Source organism: Massilia aerilata (assembly GCF_042656905.1).
Taxonomy (GTDB): Bacteria; Pseudomonadota; Gammaproteobacteria; order Burkholderiales; family Burkholderiaceae_D; genus Telluria; species Telluria aerilata.
In genome coordinates, this window is record NZ_JBHSMZ010000015.1 from 206,801 (window position 1) to 224,872 (window position 18,072).

At 62.5% G+C, this 18,072-nt stretch carries 22 protein-coding genes and 1 tRNA gene; 13 read left to right on the forward strand and 10 right to left on the reverse strand.

Annotated elements, in window-relative coordinates; all coding sequences use genetic code 11:
• Positions 1-201 precede the first annotated feature (201 nt).
• The 9 genes from ACFPO9_RS18610 to glyA all read right to left on the reverse strand — a co-directional run bounded on the left by ACFPO9_RS18610 (position 202) and on the right by glyA (position 7,066).
• Complete coding sequence (locus ACFPO9_RS18610) at positions 202-828, reverse strand: riboflavin synthase (RefSeq protein WP_379773260.1); 627 nt, start codon at positions 826-828, stop codon at positions 202-204.
• Positions 829-830: 2 nt separating this feature from the next.
• On the reverse strand, positions 831-1,907 hold the full coding sequence (gene ribD / locus ACFPO9_RS18615; protein WP_379773702.1) for a bifunctional diaminohydroxyphosphoribosylaminopyrimidine deaminase/5-amino-6-(5-phosphoribosylamino)uracil reductase RibD: 1,077 nt from the start codon (positions 1,905-1,907) through the stop codon (positions 831-833).
• A gap of 45 nt (positions 1,908-1,952) precedes the next feature.
• A complete protein-coding gene (locus tag ACFPO9_RS18620) occupies positions 1,953-2,522 on the reverse strand; it encodes a GspH/FimT family protein (protein WP_379773262.1) in 570 nt (189 codons plus the stop codon).
• A complete protein-coding gene (locus tag ACFPO9_RS18625; protein WP_379773265.1) occupies positions 2,519-3,010 on the reverse strand; it encodes a type IV pilin protein in 492 nt (163 codons plus the stop codon). Before ACFPO9_RS18625 ends, ACFPO9_RS18620 begins: the two co-directional genes overlap by 4 nt.
• Positions 3,011-3,013: 3 nt before the next feature.
• Positions 3,014-3,733, reverse strand: a complete 720-nt coding sequence (locus ACFPO9_RS18630; protein WP_379773267.1) for a pilus assembly PilX family protein — start codon at positions 3,731-3,733, stop codon at positions 3,014-3,016.
• Complete coding sequence (locus ACFPO9_RS18635) at positions 3,730-4,665, reverse strand: PilW family protein (RefSeq protein WP_379773269.1); 936 nt, start codon at positions 4,663-4,665, stop codon at positions 3,730-3,732. The genes ACFPO9_RS18630 and ACFPO9_RS18635 overlap by 4 nt, the downstream gene beginning before the upstream one ends.
• The gene (gene pilV / locus ACFPO9_RS18640) at positions 4,662-5,222 is read right to left on the reverse strand and encodes a type IV pilus modification protein PilV (RefSeq protein WP_379773272.1); all 561 of its coding nucleotides are present in this window, start codon (positions 5,220-5,222) and stop codon (positions 4,662-4,664) included. The genes ACFPO9_RS18635 and pilV overlap by 4 nt, the downstream gene beginning before the upstream one ends.
• Before the next feature lie 95 nt (positions 5,223-5,317).
• Positions 5,318-5,788, reverse strand: coding sequence for a transcriptional regulator NrdR (nrdR, locus tag ACFPO9_RS18645; protein WP_230027862.1), 471 nt, complete (start codon positions 5,786-5,788; stop codon positions 5,318-5,320).
• A gap of 30 nt (positions 5,789-5,818) precedes the next feature.
• Positions 5,819-7,066 (reverse strand): serine hydroxymethyltransferase, encoded by a 1,248-nt coding sequence (gene glyA, locus ACFPO9_RS18650; RefSeq protein ID WP_379773276.1) that lies wholly within the window; start codon positions 7,064-7,066, stop codon positions 5,819-5,821.
• A 190-nt stretch (positions 7,067-7,256) separates the two neighbouring features.
• Here glyA and ACFPO9_RS18655 point away from each other — a divergent pair, with 190 nt between their 5' ends.
• The 13 genes from ACFPO9_RS18655 (at position 7,257) to ACFPO9_RS18715 (ending at position 17,194) form a co-directional block, all read left to right on the forward strand.
• Positions 7,257-8,009: an SDR family oxidoreductase gene (locus ACFPO9_RS18655; protein ID WP_379773279.1), complete on the forward strand. Its 753-nt coding sequence runs from the start codon at positions 7,257-7,259 to the stop codon at positions 8,007-8,009.
• 251 nt (positions 8,010-8,260) lie between these two features.
• Positions 8,261-8,665 carry a tol-pal system-associated acyl-CoA thioesterase gene (gene ybgC, locus ACFPO9_RS18660; protein ID WP_379773282.1) on the forward strand — a complete coding sequence of 135 codons (405 nt, stop codon included), beginning with the start codon at positions 8,261-8,263 and terminating at the stop codon, positions 8,663-8,665.
• Positions 8,666-8,686: 21 nt separating this feature from the next.
• A complete protein-coding gene (gene tolQ, locus ACFPO9_RS18665) occupies positions 8,687-9,370 on the forward strand; it encodes a protein TolQ (protein WP_230027871.1) in 684 nt (227 codons plus the stop codon).
• Positions 9,371-9,396: 26 nt separating this feature from the next.
• Positions 9,397-9,825 (forward strand): biopolymer transporter ExbD, encoded by a 429-nt coding sequence (locus ACFPO9_RS18670; protein ID WP_379773286.1) that lies wholly within the window; start codon positions 9,397-9,399, stop codon positions 9,823-9,825.
• 71 nt (positions 9,826-9,896) lie between these two features.
• Positions 9,897-10,811, forward strand: coding sequence for a cell envelope integrity protein TolA (gene tolA / locus ACFPO9_RS18675; RefSeq protein WP_379773289.1), 915 nt, complete (start codon positions 9,897-9,899; stop codon positions 10,809-10,811).
• 31 nt (positions 10,812-10,842) lie between these two features.
• Positions 10,843-12,117, forward strand: coding sequence for a Tol-Pal system beta propeller repeat protein TolB (gene tolB, locus ACFPO9_RS18680; protein ID WP_379773292.1), 1,275 nt, complete (start codon positions 10,843-10,845; stop codon positions 12,115-12,117).
• A 25-nt stretch (positions 12,118-12,142) separates the two neighbouring features.
• Positions 12,143-12,670: a peptidoglycan-associated lipoprotein Pal gene (gene pal / locus ACFPO9_RS18685; RefSeq protein ID WP_379773295.1), complete on the forward strand. Its 528-nt coding sequence runs from the start codon at positions 12,143-12,145 to the stop codon at positions 12,668-12,670.
• 81 nt (positions 12,671-12,751) lie between these two features.
• A complete protein-coding gene (ybgF, locus tag ACFPO9_RS18690) occupies positions 12,752-13,513 on the forward strand; it encodes a tol-pal system protein YbgF (RefSeq protein ID WP_379773298.1) in 762 nt (253 codons plus the stop codon).
• 57 nt (positions 13,514-13,570) lie between these two features.
• Positions 13,571-13,646 (forward strand) — tRNA-Lys (locus ACFPO9_RS18695).
• Between the two features lie 425 nt (positions 13,647-14,071).
• Positions 14,072-14,443 carry a contractile injection system protein, VgrG/Pvc8 family gene (locus ACFPO9_RS18700; protein ID WP_379773301.1) on the forward strand — a complete coding sequence of 124 codons (372 nt, stop codon included), beginning with the start codon at positions 14,072-14,074 and terminating at the stop codon, positions 14,441-14,443.
• Entirely contained in the window at positions 14,431-15,639 is a 1,209-nt protein-coding gene (locus tag ACFPO9_RS18705) for an esterase/lipase family protein (protein ID WP_379773304.1), read from the forward strand. The genes ACFPO9_RS18700 and ACFPO9_RS18705 overlap by 13 nt, the downstream gene beginning before the upstream one ends.
• A 95-nt stretch (positions 15,640-15,734) precedes the next feature.
• Positions 15,735-16,823, forward strand: coding sequence for a T6SS immunity protein Tli4 family protein (locus ACFPO9_RS18710; protein WP_379773307.1), 1,089 nt, complete (start codon positions 15,735-15,737; stop codon positions 16,821-16,823).
• 92 nt (positions 16,824-16,915) lie between these two features.
• On the forward strand, positions 16,916-17,194 hold the full coding sequence (locus tag ACFPO9_RS18715) for a PAAR domain-containing protein (protein ID WP_379773310.1): 279 nt from the start codon (positions 16,916-16,918) through the stop codon (positions 17,192-17,194).
• Between the two features lie 295 nt (positions 17,195-17,489).
• On the opposite strand, the gene ACFPO9_RS18720 is transcribed toward ACFPO9_RS18715, so the two are convergent.
• Positions 17,490-17,999, reverse strand: coding sequence for a lysozyme family protein (locus ACFPO9_RS18720; RefSeq protein ID WP_379773312.1), 510 nt, complete (start codon positions 17,997-17,999; stop codon positions 17,490-17,492).
• Between the last annotated feature and the right edge of the window lie 73 nt (positions 18,000-18,072).

Genomic DNA, 18,072 nt, shown 5'->3' on the forward strand with positions numbered 1-18,072 from the left:
CTACTGATGATGTTGCCAGCAGGCAGTCTACGCCAAACGGAAGAGAAACGGAGAAAATTTGTCCGGCCGAGGTTGGACATAAGAGCGCCCAAGAAACCTCCAGGGCAAGGCGCATCGCCGCAGTGGCGGACCACGAAGACAGTACGTTAGTACGGCGAGACGATGCAACGCCGCCATGGAGGATTTATTGGGCGCTCTTGCTTACTTGGCGGCCGTGAGCATGCGCTCCACGTAGCGCGCGATCAGGTCGATTTCCAGGTTCACTTTCGCGCCCGCATGCAGGTGCTTGAGGGTGGTGACGGCGATCGTGTGCGGGATCAGGTTGATGGCAAAGCGGCAGACCCTGGCGCCGTCCGCTTCCAGGTCCTCGACGCTGTTCACGGTCAGCGATACGCCGTTCACCACAATCGAGCCTTTATAGGCCAGGTATTTGCCCAGCTCCACGGGCGCATCGATCACCAGTTTATAGGATTCCCCGACCGGCTCGAAGCTGTGGACCGTGCCCAGGCCGTCGACGTGGCCCGACACCAGGTGGCCGCCCAGGCGCTCGGCCAGGGTCAGCGCCTTTTCCAGGTTCACTTCGCCCGGCTGGTCCAGGCCCGCGGTGCGGTTCAGGCTTTCGCGCGAGACGTCCACGGCGAAGGCGGTGCTGGTCTTTTCGACCACGGTCATGCAGGCGCCGTTGATGGCGATCGAGTCGCCCAGCGCGACGTCGTCCAGCCCCAGGCCGCCGGCCTCGATCTGCAGGCGCACGCCCGCGAACGAACCGCCTTCGAGCGGCTTGACCGATTGGATGCTGCCGACGGCAGCGACGATTCCAGTAAACATCCTTATCCTTTCGAATGATTAAAGCGCGCCAGGATGCGCAGGTCGGGACCGACCTGCTGCACGCCGTGGAAGCGCAGCGCCAGCTTGTCCTGCAATTGCGCCAGCGGCGGCAGCGCGAACATGCCCTGCCCCGGCCCGATCAGGCTGGGAGCCAGGTAGACCAGCAGCTCGTCGACGCAGCCTTCGCGCACCAGCGAGGCGTTCAGCTTGCCGCCCGCCTCGACGTGCAGCTCGTTGATTTCGCGGCGGCCCAGCTCCAGCATCAGTTTCGGCAGATCGACCTTGCCGGCGCCGTTCGGCAGCATGATCACCTCATGGCCCGCGCTGCGCAAGGCCGCTTCCTTTTCCGTGTCGGCCTGCGCCGCCACGATCCAGCACGGCGCGCCCTGCAGGATGCAGGCGCCGGTGTCGATCTCGAGGCGGCTGTCGACGATGACGCGGCGCGGCTGCATCGGGGTCTCGATGCCGCGCACCGTGAGCTGCGGATCGTCGGCCTTGACCGTGCCGATGCCGGTCAGGATCGCCTGCGCGCGGGCGCGCCAGGCGTGGCCGTCGGCGCGCGCCTCGGGGCTGGTGATCCACTGGCTCTCGCCGCTGTCCAGCGCCGTGGCGCCATCCAGGCTGGCGGCCGTCTTCAGGCGCACCCAGGGCTTCCCGAAACGCATGCGCGTGAAGAAGCCGATATTCAGTTCGTAGGCCTGGTCCGCCATCGGGCCGGAGGCGACCGCGATGCCAGCCGCTTCCAGCTGCGCCAGTCCGCGTCCCGCCACCAGCGGGTTCGGATCTTCCATCGCCGCGACGACCCGCTTGATCCCGGCCTGGATCAGGGCGTTCGAGCACGGCGGCGTGCGGCCATGGTGGCTGCAGGGCTCCAGCGTGACGTAGGCGGTGGCGCCGCGGACGTCGTTGCCGCGCGCCTGGGCGTCGCGCAGGGCCTGGACCTCGGCATGCGCCTGTCCGGCCGGCTGGGTATGGCCGGCGCCGATCACTTCGCCGTCACGCACGATCACGCAGCCGATGCGCGGGTTCGGCGCCGTGATGTACATGCCCCTGGCTGCCCATTCCAGGGCCAGGGCCATGCTTTCGGTATCGCTCAGTATCAGCACTTTTTCATTCGCTCAAGTTCATGGCGGCGCCGCGGGACCGTCGCAGGACGCGTCGCGTGCCGGGTCGCAGCTGCGGGCCCGGCCCAGCATGTTGATTTTAATACGGCGGATGCCGCCGCCGTGGAACAGCGACAGCGTGCCATAGCGCGCAGCCGCCGGGTTGCTGTCGCGGCAGCTGCGCCCGGCGCCATTGTAGGCGATATAGAAAGGCGGCGCCGGGGTGGTGAAGGAAAAGCCGACCGCGATGTCCTGCGCCAGCGGGCCGTGCTCGGCCAGGATGGTGTCGCCGGGGCCGGGCTGGCGGTCGCCGTCGCGGTCGAGGAACACGGTCCAGCCTTGCCGCCAGTCGGCGCCGCCGGCGCCCTTCGGCAATACGCTCACGACCTCGCCGCGCGCCAGCGCCTGGGCGCGCGCCTGCCCGATCGCCGCGAACAGGTCGGCCGCGGCGGCTTTCAGTTGCTGGTTGCGGATGAACTGGCGCAGGTCGGGCGCGCCGGCGGCCAGCAGGATGGCGGCGATCGCCAGCACCGCGAGCAGTTCGATCAGCGTGAAGCCGCTCCGGGGCTGCCTGAAGCGCGCACGCTTCATGGCCAGCAGCGGCCCGCCCGCTCCGAACCGTGCACACCCAGGCTGTCGAGGCTCAGTGCGCCGCAGTCCTGGTCGCGAAAGCGCCCGTCGACCTTGGCCGTGCCCGGGATGGCGCGGACTTCGACGCAATCGGCGATGTCGCGGCCCGGACAGGCGTGCGCCGCCAGCTCGTAATAGCTGACGGCGGCGCTCACGCCCGACCACCAGGGAAAGCCCGCCGGCGCCGCATCGCCGCTGTCCGCGGAGAATTCGACGTAGGTGTTGTGCTGCAGGTGGTAGCGCTCCTGCTGCTGCATGGCGTCGATCAGGGCGATCTGCCCTTCGGTGCGCCTGGTGCGCGTGATGTGGCTGGTGTAGCCCGGTATGGCCACCGCCGCCAGGATGGACAAGATCGCCAGCACCACCAGCATTTCGATCAGGGTAAAGCCGCGCTTCATGTTCATGCCTTTCTCGCTTTTTCGTCCGGGTTCGCGTTCGTGTGCTGGCATTGCCTACTCCAGTGCCTGGGCGTGCAGCTGCGGCCAGTTGGCGATTTCGCGCCAGCCGATGCGGCCGGCCAGGAGCTGGACCGCTGGCGGCGCGGCCTCCGGCGGCCCCGTCCCGCCCGCAGGCGCCGGCGGCGGCTTGCGCACCACCGACTGCAGCACCACGCGTGTCGCATCCCGGCTGCCGAAGCCGATCGCCGTGATCCGGTAAAAGCTGCCGAGCGACGCGCCGGCGCCCGGCGGCGCGATCTTTTCGATGAGGTATGCCGGCGGGCGGGCCGGCAACAGGCCGCGGCCCGTCGCCAGGCTCGCGCCGGTGTAATACCCGTAGGGCACCAGCGCAGGGTTATCGGCGTCGGCCAGGTCCTGCAGCTGCCACGCCGGCGGCGAGCTCGCCAGGCACAGTCCGCGCGCCGAGCCGGCTTGGCCGCAGCCGTCGACGAAGCTGGCGGCGCCGGCTTCCGTGAACTGCGTGGCCCGGGCCGGCGGGACGATGCCCGAGGCCGCGGCGATGTCCCGCTCGGCATCGCGCAAGGCGGCTTCGGCGGCCTCGTGCGCAATGCTGCGCTCGCGCTCGGCGCCTGCCGAGGCAATCGACGCGAAGACCGTGCTGCATACCGAGATGCCGATCAGCATGGCCGCCATCATCAGCATCAGCGCGCAGACCAGGGCCGCGCCTCGTTGACGCCGTGGCCGCAGCCCGCAGCAAGGCCCGCGCGCGCTCATAAAGCGCCCGCCGGCAAGGCGACCGTCATCGTGAACAGCCTGCGCTCGCGCCGCCGCAGGCTGTCCGGCAGCGCATCCTCGCGCACCACGGTCCCCAGGTCGCCGTCCCCAAGACTGGCCGCATGCACAGCCCCGAACAGCTGGAACTCGCCATCGCCACCCGCAGGCCGCGTGGCCCGCGTACCGTGCAGCAGCAGCCCGATGCGCACGCTGACCACCCGCTTCCACCATGTACGGCGGTTCAGCTCCGGTGCCGGCAGGCCGGCGTAGGCCGCGTCCAGCGCCCTGATCGCATCGGCGTTCAGGTAGCGGTTGGCGGCGCCGTCGCGCGGGGTGTCGGTATCGAGGCCGTACAGGACCTGGAAGCTGTCGACGCCGGCGAGCACCGCGTCGGCGCTCCAGTTGGCGGCGCCGCGGTACTTGCAGCGCAGCTCGGGCTCGCCGGCGCCGTTGTTCGCGACGTAGAAGATGCTCCAGCCCTCCTCGCCCGAGCCGACCGCAAAGCCGGCGCAATTCACCACGCTGCCGTCGCCACTGGCGCCGCCGCCGGCGCCGGGAAAGCGCACGGCCAGCACGTCGCTGCCGTTCGCCACCGCGGCGAGGGGAATGTCGATGCCGCTGCTCGTGCTGCCGAGCGAGCGCGCATCCAACCCCGCCAGGCGGGCCGGCAGGACATCGACGGGGCCCGACAGGTCCAGCTGGAGCGGATCGGCATGGGCGGCCTGGCGCACCGCGCGGCCGACGATATCGAGGGCGTAGCGGCCGGCATCTTCGAGGACGGCCGCTTCCATCTGCGCGGCGTAGGCGCCGTTGGCCAGGCCCAGCAGCCGCGCCGCGGCCAGCACGACCGCCAGGCCGATGGACATGGCCACCATCATCTCGACCAGCGTGAGGCCGGCCTGGCGCAGGCGGAGACGGCGGCGATGCTTCATGGCGCCCCCGCCCCCAGCGTCAGGAACACCGCCGGCGCATAGACAGTGTCCGGCGCCGCCTGCCGGTCGCGCCAGCCCAGCTTGATGGCGACGGGCGCGCCGGGTCCGCCGCTGCAGTCCCAGGCCAGCAGGCCGCCTGCGTCGGGCTGCTGGGCATCGCGGCAGACGCGGATGCGTCCTCCGGGAAAGCGGCTGCCTAGCTGGGCCGAAGTCTCCATCAGGTCGAAGTTCGCCAGCTCGACCGGGCCGCAGCCGGACGCGCCGTAGCAGGATGCAGCGGCAGCCGACGGGGCGCCGGCCGCGGCATCGAACTGGAGATAGGGATTGTCGGCATCCGGCAGCGCCATCGCGGCGGGATTCGCACGCATGCGCTCGGCCAGCGAAGAAGCCAGCCGCAGGCCGTCGGCCAGGCGCCCGGCCTCGCCCGCGGCGCGCACCGCCACCGCCTGCACGGCCGCGGCCCCGGCAAGGCCAAGGGCGACGACGAACAGGGCCACCAGCACTTCCACCAGCGTAAAGCCGCCGGGGAAAGCGCCAGCAAGTGAGCGGCCGCGCATGCCACACCTCCAGGTCTCGGATCAGGGAGACCAGAAGGTAGCAGGCGGACTCAGGTCAGCCGTGGCGGGCGCTCAAGCCCATGGAGGGAACTTCTTCAGCCGGGATTGGTTTTCGCGCCGGGACCGACTTCCGCAATCGCTTCCTGGAACTCGGCCAGGTCTTCGAAGTTCTTGTAGACGGAGGCAAAGCGGATATAAGCGATCTTGTCGAGACGCTTGAGTTCCTGCATCACGAGTTCGCCGACGTAGACACTGTCGACTTCGCGGCGGCCGCTGGTGAGCAGTTTTTCCTCGATCGAGGCGATGGCGGCGTCGATCGCGCCGGCGGCGACGGGCCGCTTGCGCAGGGCCAGCATCAGGCTGCCGCGCAGCTTGGAGGCTTCGAATTCGGTGCGGCTGCCGCTCTTCTTGACGATGATCGGCATCGAGAGCTCGACCCGCTCATAGGTGGTAAAACGTTTGTCGCATTGGGCGCAGCGGCGCCGGCGGCGGATAGAATCGCCCTCCTCGGATACGCGGGTATCGAGGACCTGGGTGTCTTCATGCTGACAGAAAGGGCATTTCATCGTTGCCGGCGCCGCTGTGCGATCGAGAGATTACGAAGCGTAGACCGGGTACTTGTCGGTCAGCTTCTTCACCTCAAGCTTGACGCGCTCGATGGTCGCGGCGTCGTGCGGGTTGTCCAGCACGTCGGCGATCAGGTTGCCCACCGTGGTCGCATCTTCTTCCTTGAAGCCGCGGGTGGTGAAGGCCGGGCTGCCGAGGCGGATGCCGGAGGTCACGAAAGGCTTCTGCGGGTCGTTCGGGATGCCGTTCTTGTTGCAGGTCATGTGCGCCTGGCCCAGGATCGCTTCCGCTTCCTTGCCGGTCAGGCCTTTCGAACGGAGGTCGACCAGCATCACGTGCGACTCGGTGCGGCCCGAGACGATGCGCAGGCCGCGCGCGATCAGCGCTTTGGCCAGGGCCTTGGCGTTCTTCACGACTTGCTGCTGGTATTCCTTGAATTCCGGTGACAGCGCTTCCTTGAAGGCGACGGCCTTGCCGGCGATCACGTGCATCAGCGGACCGCCCTGGATGCCCGGGAAGATCGCCGAATTGATGGCCTTCTCGTGCTCGGCCTTCATCAGGATGATGCCGCCGCGCGGGCCGCGCAGGGACTTGTGGGTGGTCGAGGTGACGAAATCGGCGAACGGCACCGGGTTCGGGTACTCGCCCGCGGCGATCAGGCCGGCGTAGTGGGCCATGTCGACCATGAAGTAAGCACCGATTTCCTTGGCGATCTTTGCGAAGCGCTCGAAGTCGATGCGCAGCGAGAAGGCGGAGGCGCCGGCGATGATCAGCTTCGGCTTGTGCTCGCGCGCCAGGGCTTCCATCTGCTCGTAGTCGATGTCTTCCTGCTCGGTCAGGCCGTAGGAGACGACCTTGAACCATTTGCCCGACATGTTCAGGGCCATGCCGTGGGTCAGGTGGCCGCCTTCGGCCAGCGACATGCCCATGATGGTGTCGCCCGGCTTCAGCATGGCGAAGAACACGCCCTGGTTGGCCTGCGAGCCCGAGTTCGGCTGCACGTTGGCGGCTTCGGCGCCGAACAGCTGCTTGACGCGGTCGATCGCCAGCTGCTCGGCGACGTCCACGTATTCGCAGCCGCCGTAGTAGCGCTTGCCCGGATACCCTTCGGCGTACTTGTTGGTCAGCTGGGAGCCCTGCGCCTGCATCACTGCCGGCGAGGTGTAGTTCTCGGACGCGATCAGCTCGATGTGATCTTGCTGGCGGGTGTTTTCCTTCTGAATGGCATCCCACAGTTCCGGGTCGACGTTGGCGAGCGTGTGATCTTTTGCAAACATGAAAAAAACTCCAATCGATGTGAATACCAGGCGGCAGGCAGCGCTGACTTGAGGCGGGAGCCGGTGAACGGCCTACGGTGATGCGTAATGGAACTGTCGATTGTAAGGGATGACACATGGGGTAAGCAATGATCATTTCGGCTACAATCTTGCAGTTCCATCTTCACCATCCATCATCCGGGATCCCATCATGATCGTATTCATTACCGGCGCATCGGCCGGCTTCGGCGCCGCGATGGCGCGCACCTTCGTCAAGAACGGCCACCAGGTGGTGCTGGCCGCAAGGCGCAAGGAACGCCTGGAGTCGCTGGCGCGCGAGCTGGGCGAATCCGCCCTGCCGGTCGCGATGGACGTCACCGACAAGGCCTCGATCGAGGAAGCGCTGTCGATGCTGCCGCAGTCCTGGCGCCAGATCGACGTCCTGATCAACAATGCCGGCCTGGCGCTGAACACCAAGCCGGCGCACGAAGTCCCGCTGGAAGACTGGGACACCATGATCGCCACCAACGTCAAGGGCCTGGTGACCATGACCCACGCCGTGCTGCCTTCGATGGTCGAGCGCGGCAGCGGCCTCGTGATCAACCTGGGCTCGGTCGCCGGCCACTACCCCTACCCGGGCGGCAATGTGTACGGCGCCACCAAGGCCTTCGTCGAGCAGTTCACGCTGAACCTGCGCGCCGACCTGGTCGGCACCGGCGTGCGCGCCACCAATCTCGCGCCCGGCCTGTGCGGCGGCACCGAGTTCTCGAACGTCCGCCTGAAGGGCGACGACGCCGCAGCCGCCAAGGTCTACGAAGGCACGCAGCCGCTGACCGCCGAAGACATCGCCGAGACCGCCTACTGGATCGCCACCCTGCCTCCGCACGTCAACATCAACCTGATCGAAATGATGCCGACCTGCCAGGGCTTCTCGCCTTTCAACATCAAGCGCACCCAGGCTTGACGGTCATAAACCGGGGTCAGACCCCGATTTTGGGCAATTTCCTAAATTCGGGGTCTGACCCCGGTTTGCGTTCGCTCAGCCAAATGTCGGGAGCGACGAAGCTTGTTAGAAAGTGTTACAGTTGTTGGCTGAGTATGCATGCTTAGCGTTTACTCATGCCCGCTAATCATCGAGAGTTTATGTACGCGACCGCACATAAGCTTTTCGAAAATCGCGTAAAATGTTTCCCATTTTCATTTATGGCAGCTGAAATGCCTTCAGTTTTCACCTGGACGGTACGGGTCTATTACGAAGATACGGACGCCGGCGGCATCGTGTACTACGCCAATTACCTGAAGTTCTTCGAACGCGCGCGCACCGAATGGCTGCGTTCGCTGGGCATTCATCAGCAAAGCCTGCTCGACGAGGAAAGCGCCGCCTTCGTGGTGCGCAGCGCAGCCGTCGACTACCTGGCGTCCGCGCGCCTGGACGATGAAGTGACCCTGACACTGCACGTGGAAAAGCTCGGTCGCGCCTCGGTCCAGTTCGCCCAGCAAGCCTGGCGCGGCGAAACCCTGCTGTCGACCGCGAACGTGAAAGTGGGCTGCGTCGATGCCCAAACCATGCGCCCCCGTTCCCTTCCTGCAAGTACCGCTGTTAAAATGCGGACCGACTGACACATTTGAACAAATATACTGATGAACGCAGTCCAAGACCTCTCTTTCGTTGAACTGATCCTTCACGCGCACTTCCTCGTCAAGCTGATCATGCTGCTGCTGTTCGCGATTTCCGTGATCAGCTGGACCTATATTTTCCGCAAGGTGTTCGCGATCCGCGCCGCCCGCCGCCTGACCGAGCAGTTCGAGCGCAGCTTCTGGGCCGGCGGCAACCTGCACACCCTGCACCAGAGCGCCAGCACCCAGCGCGACCAGAGCGGTCCGCTGGCCCGCATCTTCGAAGCCGGCATGGGCGAGTTCATCAAGGGCAAGCAGGCCGCCCGCGACGCCCTCGATGTCGGCGCCGTGCTGGATGGCGCCCGCCGCGCGATGCGCGCCGCCTTCCACCGCGAACTGGATCACCTCGACACCCACCTGAACTTCCTGGCCTCGGTCGGCTCGGTGTCCCCGTACATCGGCCTGCTCGGCACCGTGTGGGGCATCATGAACGCCTTCCGCGGCCTGGCCAACGTGCAGCAGGCCACCCTGGCCGTGGTCGCCCCCGGCATCGCCGAAGCGCTGATCGCCACCGCGATCGGCCTGTTCGCCGCGATCCCGGCCGTGGTCGCCTACAACCGCTTCACCCACGATATCGACCGCCTCGCGATCCGCTTCGAAAGCTTCGTCGAGGAATTCTCGAACATCCTGCAGCGCCAGTCGCGCTGAACGCAACGGGATAGTGAGGTAAGAACATGGCATTCAACAGCAACCTGCGCAACGGACGCCGCAAGCTGAAGTCCGAAATCAACGTCGTGCCCTACATCGACGTGATGCTGGTGCTGCTCATCATCTTCATGGCGGTGCCGCCGGCGCAGAACCCCAGCGAGATCAAGCTGCCCAGCGCCGAGCGCTCGACCCAGCCGCCGGACGACTACATCAACATCTCGGTGAAGAGCAATGCCCAGCTGCAGATCGGCATCAATGGCAAGAACAGCAGCGCGCCCGAGGACATGTCCAGCCGCAGCGCCGTGATCGAGCGCCTGCGCGCGATGCACGCCGAGCATCCCGACTATCCGGTGATGATCTCGGGCGACCGCGAAAGCAAGTATGACGATGTGATCCAGATGATCTCGGAAGCCAAGAAGATGGGCATCAACCGCGTCGGACTGGCCACCAAATAATGTCGGCAACGAAGCACAACGGCAAGGCCATCGGCGGCTCGCCCTACCAGGTGCCGCCGGAACCGAACCGCATGTCCTCGATCGGACTGGCGGTGGGCGTGCACGCCCTGCTGCTGGCTTTCCTGGTGATCGGCATTAACTGGACCAACAACCAGCCGATCGCGGTCGAAGCCGAAGTGTGGGATACCAGCGTCCAGCAGGCCGCCCCGCCCGCGCCGCAGCCGCCGCCGCAAGTTGAACCCGAGCCGGAACCGCAGCCGGAAACGCCGCCGCCGACGCCGCGCGTGGTCGAGCCGCCGCCCGTGGCCGAGCCGGCGCCGCCGAAGCAGCCGGATATCGCCCTCGAGCGCGAGAAGAAGCGCAAGCAAGAACAGAAACGCAAGGAAGAAGAGCGGGTCGAACGCGAGCAGGAAATCGCCAAGCAGAAGCGCGAGGAAGAGAAGAAGGAAAAGGCGCTGGCCGAGAAGAAAGCGCGCGAAGACCAGAAGAAGAAAGAGCAGGAGCTGGCGAAGAAAGAAGAAGAAGCCCAGAAGAAAAAGGAAAAGGCCGAAAAGGAAAAGGCCGAGAAACTCGCCAAGGCAAAAGCCGAGAAGGCGGAAGCCGACAAGCGGGAAAAAGCGCGAGCCGATGAAATGAAACGTCTGATGTCGGGCGCTGGCAATCCGGGCAGCAGCGGAAATGCTGCGAAGTCGACCGCGCCGCGCATCGATCAGGGCTATCTGGCTTCCCTTGCCGCACAAATCAAGAGCAATACGAGTTATCCGGGCAGTACCGATGTACCGGGTAATCCGGAAGTCGTTTTCCAAGTGGAGCAATTGCCGACTGGTGAGATTCTTTCGGTACGCAAGGTCAAGAGCAGCGGCATCCCTGCGTTTGACGATGCCGTTGAACGGGGCATTAACAAATCGTCACCGCTTCGAAAGAAAAAAGATGGTACGGTAGAGCGATCACTTCCAGTCAGCTTCAAACTGAAAGACCTGAACTGATCGGCTCGAACCCAAACTTAGCTGAGACATTATGAAGAAGAAACTACATTCCCTGCTGTTTTCGGCCACCCTGCTGATGGGCGTGGCTGCACATGCCCAGGTGCGCGTCGAAATCGCCGGCGTGAGCGGCACCCAGATTCCGGTCGCGGTGGCGGCCTTCGCCGACGAATCGGTGGCGCCGGACCAGATTTCAAGCATCATCCGCGCCGATCTCGAGCGCAGCGGCGTGTTCAAGGTGATCGATGCGCGCCAGGCCATTTCGGATTCCGCCAGCGTCGACCTCGGCGCCTTCAAGGCCAGCGGCGCCGACGCCCTGGTGGTGGGCTCGGTCAGCCGCATGCCCGACGGCCGCTTCCAGGTGCGCTACAAGCTGATGGACACCGTCAAGCAGACCCAGCTCTCGCAACTGTCGGACGCGGTCGGCGCGCGCAACACGCGCCTGGAAGGCCACCGCATCGCCGACGACATCTATGAAAAGCTGACCGGCGTACGCGGCATCTTCTCGACTCGCATCTCCTACGTGAAGGTCAACCCCGGCAGGGGCAACCACAGCTACGAGCTGGTGGTGGCCGACGCCGACGGCGAAAACGAACAGATCGCCGCCTATGGCCGCGAGTCGATCTTCTCGCCGTCCTGGTCGCCCGACGGCACCAAGGTCGCCTATGTCTCGCTGGAAAAGCAGAAGCCGATCGTCTACGTGCAGAACCTGGTGACCGGCCAGCGTCAGATCCTGTCCAACGAAAAGGGGAACAACTCGGCGCCGGCATGGTCGCCGGACGGCACTAGGCTGCTGCTGTCCCTGTCGAAGACCGGCAATACCCAGATCTTCATCGTGAATGTCGACGGCAGCGGCCTGCGCCGCCTGACGAACGGCGCCGACATCGATACCGAAGGCCAGTTCTCGGGCGATGGCCAGACAGTTTACTTCGTGAGCAACCGCAGCGGTGGCGCACAGATTTACAAGATGAGCGTGAACGGTGGCCAACCCACCCGCGTCACGTTCAATGGTCGTGAAAATATTTCCCCTCGCATTTCCCCGGACGGCAAGACGCTGGCGTGGATTTCGCAACGCGATGGGGTGTACTGCCTTTACGCGATGGACCTGGCCAGCGGCCAGGAACAGCGCCTGGCCGAAGGGGCCACCGAACCGAGTTTTTCGCCGAACGGCAAATACATCATGTATGCCAACAAAGGCGGCGGGCGTGCCTCGCTGGCTGTGGTGTCCGTCGACGGTCGGGTAAAGCAGCGTCTATCGACGCAGGCGGGAAACATCAAGGAGCCCAGCTGGGGCCCCTTTATGAAGTAAATATTTTTTGACCAGGAGAAAACCCATGCGCAACATTAAAACCGTAGCCTTCATCGCGTCGGCCGCAGCCCTGCTGTCGGCTTGCTCGTCGACCAAACTGCAAGAAACCCCGGTGGTCGAAAAGACCCCGGTCGCCCAGACCCAGGCGCCGGTCGACGACAGCCGCAACGTCCGTCCGATCGAGACCACCGCTGTGGACCCGCTGAACGACCCGAAAGGCGTTCTGGCCAACCGCAGCGTCTACTTCGACTTCGACAGCTACGTCGTCCGTGACGACGGCAAGCCGGTCGTCGAGAACCACTCGGCTTACCTGACCAAGAACAAGCAGCGTAAAGTGCTGATCCAGGGTAACACCGACGAGCGCGGCGGCACCGAGTACAACTTGGCCCTGGGCCAGAAGCGCGCCGAAGCCGTGCGCAAGTCGATGGCCGCCCTGGGCGTGTCGGACAACCAGATGGAAGCGGTCTCGCTGGGCGAAGAAAAGCCGAAAGCAACCGGCAGCAACGAAGCCGCCTGGGCTGAAAACCGCCGCGCCGACATCGTCTATCAATAATCGGTCATCCGGTTGATTGACAGTGGGGCGGGATGCAGTGCAGACTGCATCCCGCCCCGTATCGCTTAGGAAGAGCCAGAAATGATCAAAACGTCCCAGTCCCGCCTTGCTGCCCTTGCCCTCGCCTTTGCCGCCTGGCTGCCCCTGCATGCGAGCGCCGGCATCCTCGACGACGATGAAGCGCGGCGCGCCATCCTCGACCTGCGCGCCAAGGTGGATGCGCTGTCCCGCGACGTCAACGCCCGCCTCGACACCAAGTCGGACAAGACCGCGACCATCGAGATCCTGAACCAGCACGAGCAGACGATGCAGGAAATCGCCCGCCTGCGCGGCCAGCTCGAAGTGCTGGCAAACCAGATCGCCGGCGCGCAGAAGAACCAGAAAGACCTGTACGCCGACCTCGACGCCCGCATCCGCAAGCTCGAGCCGCGCCAGGAAGTCGTCGACGGCCAGACCGTCGAAGTCAAGCCGACCGAGAAGCAGGCCTACGATACCGCCATGGACCTGTTCAAGTCGGGCGACTACAAGGCCGCCGCCAACGCGCTGCAGGACTTCGTCCGCCGCTATCCGGACTCCGCCTTCGCCGCCAACGCCCAGTATTGGCTCGGCAACACCTATTACGCCCAGCGCGACTACAAGAACGCCATCGCCGCGCAGGAAGCCGTCGTCTCGAACTACGGCAACAGCACCAAGGTGCCGGACGCGATGCTCAACATCGCCAGCAACTACATCGAGCTGAAGGACAACAAGAAGGCCAAGAAGATCCTGCAGCAGCTGGTGTCGAAGTACCCGGACACCTCGGCCGCCGCCACCGCCAAGGATCGCCTGGCCAGCCTGAAGTGACGACGCTCCGGCGCATTTGACAGCCCGGCAGATAGCCCCTATAATCTTGTTTCTTTCGGGTCGTTAGCTCAGTTGGTAGAGCAGCGGACTTTTAATCCGTTGGTCGCAGGTTCGAGCCCCGCACGGCCTACCACGAATATGCAGTATCAAATCAAGGCGTTACGAGTGATCGTGACGCCTTTTTTTGTATCCCCTCTTCTACCGACAGTGCCGCGTTTGTGACGCGCAGCAGTCCCTCTACGTATCGCTACGCCATCGCGGCCGACCTCCACTCGCCCATCGCCTGCACGTTGTACAACGGGCTGCCGTTTTGGATCGCCCATCCGGCCTAAGTGCGTCCCAAATCGTGCCAGCGGAAATCTGCAATGCCGACTGGCTTCCTCGTATTACGCCAAGCCTTGGTGTTCGTGCAGCTGAGAATGGACACCCGTTGCCATTATGCCTCCTGCCATACAAATGCTGAATCCAGCTTTTGCTTTTTATCAAGGTCGCCCAAAACCTGTTCGTTACCTTAACCGATGGAAAATTTGATAGCCGTTACACCATCGGAGGCCCTACATGATTGGCAGCCAAGCGATCGCGGCGGGAGCTGCGCTGTCGGCGTTCAGTCTCGATGCGCAGCACGACCGCCTGATGCGCCTGGATTTCCCTCGCAACGACGGGCCGGATCGCATCCTCCTGCCGAACCGCTTGAAAGCGCACGAGGAAGTCTCGCGCTGCTTCCGCTTCGAGGTCGAACTCCTGTCGGACAACGTAGAGATTCCCCTGAAGGCGATAATGGCCAGGATGGTCACGATCTCGCTCGTGCGCGAAGACGGCTCGCTGCGCTACTTCAACGGCTACGTCACTGAATTATTGGCTTTGGGTACGCGCTGGCTAAAGATAAGGCTAGCCGCAATCCGTTGGATCTGTTCTGGATGTCAAATCTGAACGTTATCGGCGGTCCGCCTATAGGAGTAACAGACGTGTCGCCAAAACGTTGGGGAGCGCCTAACGCGGCCATGCTTGAAGAGAAAGAAGTTATTCGCGTGGCCAACTGTCTATATCCAGTCCATGCAATGGGATATAACTGGCTCCAAAGCAACGCTGTGTCCGCCAAGAAGACGGCTGTCCGTATCAGAGATCTCATCAAGACATATCAAGCACATGGTCACAAGTGTGACAAAGTGATTCTGGTTACCCATTCAATGGGTGGCATCCTGGCGCGCGCTCTAATTCATCCTGAGATGGGCGGCTTGAATGATTGCGTTCTAGGCATCTATCACAGCGTACAACCGGTTTACGGTTCTGCAGCAGCATACAAACGCGTCCGTAGCGGAGTAGACGGCCATTTGCCTGCTCCGGCTATCATCGGAAATACGGGGCAGGACGTCACCGCGGTATTTGCCAATGCCCCCGGCCCTCTTGAACTTTTACCAACGCCAGAGTACGGCCATAACTGGTTAAAAGTCCAAGACCTCAATGGGAAAACCTTGGCGCAGTGGCCCGCAGACGCGGGCGTATCGGCACCACCCTCCAACGCAACCAACGCGATGTCGATGAGTGGAGTACCACTGTCCGATATTTACACGCAGAAACCTGAAAGCTGGTGGCGCTTGATCAATCCTGAATGGATAAACCCGGCAGGGAAGACATTAAAGGTGTCATCGACAACGAAGTTGGTTAATGAAAGGATCGCCGACGCCCAGGCATTTCACGCCAAAATCAAAAATACGTTCCACGCCCATACGTACGCCAGCTACGCAGCCGATGTAAAAAACCCGACACATGGCAGCGTGATTTACAAAATCGAGCCTTTATCCCATGCAGACATTCACGTCAATGCGGCAATTGCAGCTGCAAAAGAGTCGCCACTGTTGTGGAGACTGGTAAGCGAGGACGGGACAGGCGATCTGATCGTTTCCTTGAAAGACCAGCGCAGGTTTAAATTGAAACTCCTGCCGCCGCAGGACGCGGGAGATGGTACTGTCCCTTCCGATTATTCGGCAGCGAAAGTGAAAGCGGCTGTGCACTTTGTCCAGGCCGGGTATGACCATCAAGGGAGCTACAAGGCGGATGCGGTCAGTGTCTCGATGCTATATGCGATGATAAAGATTGCCAATACCGCCGAGGGGTGGAAGACCTGAAGCGAATATGGACGTACTCTGTTGTAAAGACCTGATTCAGCAATTCAAAAAGAATCAGGACATCGTTGCCCAAGTAGTTTTCTCATTCATCAAAAATGACGAGCCCTATTTCAAAATCAGAATCAAAAAAACGACTTATCTTCACGGCCTTAGCTGGTGTCGTCGCCGCTGCAGGCCTCTACCTCTTTCTTCATCATCAGGCCTATTCTTACGAGGACACTGGCGTGCCAACTCAAACCGAAATGTCTCCACGATTGAAAAAATTGTTTGCAAGAACAAAAGCTGTCTGTTTTGGCCGGTATGTGCTCGAAGTTCCTGAAGAAGCGCAGCTCATCCTAGGCAATCAAGAAATGCCAGCAGAAATAGTTACGCATCAGAACGCGGCTGGAAAAGAGAAAGATCTGGTAGATGCATTTCGCAAAGAAACTCTTATGAAACGAGAGAACGCGGAATTTACATCCCTCTCAGCCGGCCCGGTTCCAAATAGCTTGTTACTGCGTTACTTCGGTAGCCCTTATCTGAAATCTGTTGGCGGTGAAGGAATTATAAATTTCGTCCCCGCAGGCACCCATGTTTTCGAGTTCGGCTGGGGATCCGGAGATGAAGAAAGTGCTGATCAAATAATAAGAAAATCGGCTGACATTGCGCGCAGCCTGCGCGCTCGAGATAATGAGGAAGTACCAGCGGGTCCAGGTGTTTGCATCGACTTGGGATTCATTGCAGAAGCCACCGGACAGTTCCAGGAGATATTCTCGGCTGGCTTGCATTTTCCAAGCCTGCCCGATGTGAGTTTCTCCGTAATGTCAAATAAAAATGCCCGCACCGATGGCCCCAATGGCGTAGGCATCATCGCGCGTCACGAAGCAGCCATGCGGGATCAAGGCGTTGTTTTCCCAACTGATTCCGATCTAGCACGTCTGCGCATCGGCAAGCATATCGTCAATGGTTGGAATGGCGAAGAAGTCTTATTGCGGCATAACGGAAAAGATGGCGTGATGATCCACGAGTTCATGTGGGAGGCTATCGGAAAAACTGGTGATTTGCGTCATCCCGCGGCTGTCGACATCAATCTCGATACCGGTGTGGCTGCAAACACAAAGTACGCAACAAAAGGTTCACTGACGGATGACGAAGCCGTTGCTCTCTGGGACAAACTTCTTTCTAGCCTCCGTTTTCGGGATTGATAGGCAAAGGCATACCATCCGTTTTAGTAACTACTGGATTTAACCAGCAGCGTGGTCGAAATAATGAAACTGCTGCGGAGAGGGTGCGAAACATGTCAATGAAAATCATCGTCGTGGGCGATTCTACCGATCATGGCGGCAAAGTGATCAGCGGCTCGCCACAGCATGACGTAGACGGGAAGCCCATCGCGCGGCTTGGCGACCAGGTGGATTGCCCTCAGTATTACCCAGGTGGTAAACCACACGGAGTCAACAAGATCATTACCGGCCACTCCAGCGTGACCGTGGGAGGTATAGCGGTAGCCGTGGAAGGCTGTGTCACGGAATGTGGATGCAAGCTGATCGGCTCGCACCGGGCCAGCGTGGGCTGACCGGGCTCGATTACTGTGCCGCGAGCCCACCATGTGACGTACTTGTGACGTGACTCCCGATAAGTTACCATCCCTCCCCTTTAGTGTGACTGGTTATCGCATCTGGCAAGCATTACAAGTCATTGATCAATAAAGAATGTCCGTACCGACCCAGCGACTTTTAATCCCTTGGTCGCAGGTTCGAGCCCCGCACGGCCTACCAAAGAATTTAGTTGTAAGCATTGAAGGCGTTGCGATTTTTTCGTAACGCCTTTTTGTTTTGGTCGCCGCAAAAGCTGCGAGCCGCCGGTTGGCGCTAGCTTTCGAGCACCCTCAGCGCCTCGATGCTGTCCGGGTCACGCTTCAGCTTCTGCGCCGCCGCCCGGATCTTCTCGTAATACACCCCGTTCCTCACCCCGCGATAATCCCTGTAGGCTTCGGCGACCGGGTCCGCGCTTCCCTCCCGCCTGGCCTTGTCGATCAGGGCCTGCAGGTAGCGGGTGCCGAGGCGGATATTCGTCGCCTCGTCGACGAAGGCCGGGCTGTCGTGGAAGACGTCCGCGTCCCGGTACAGCAGGGCTTCGGGCCGGCGCGCAGCCGAGGGCTTGCGCAGATTGTCGAGACGGCACAGCTCGCGGTTCGCCACCTTCAGCAGCTGCATCAGGCCGCGCGCGCTGCTGCCCTCGGCCCGGGCGCAACTGTCGAAGCGCGATTCCATATAGATCTGGCAGACGATCAGCTCGGTACTGAGGCAGGACTGGTTGTTCTCCTCGACCAGCTTGCGGATCGCCCGCAGGCGCGCCAGCTGCTCGTTTCGCGTATCCATGTTCGGCTCCTTGCAAACCCGGCAGTGCGATGGTCTCGCCGTCGGCGCCGGGCACGCTTGAGCAGACGCAAAG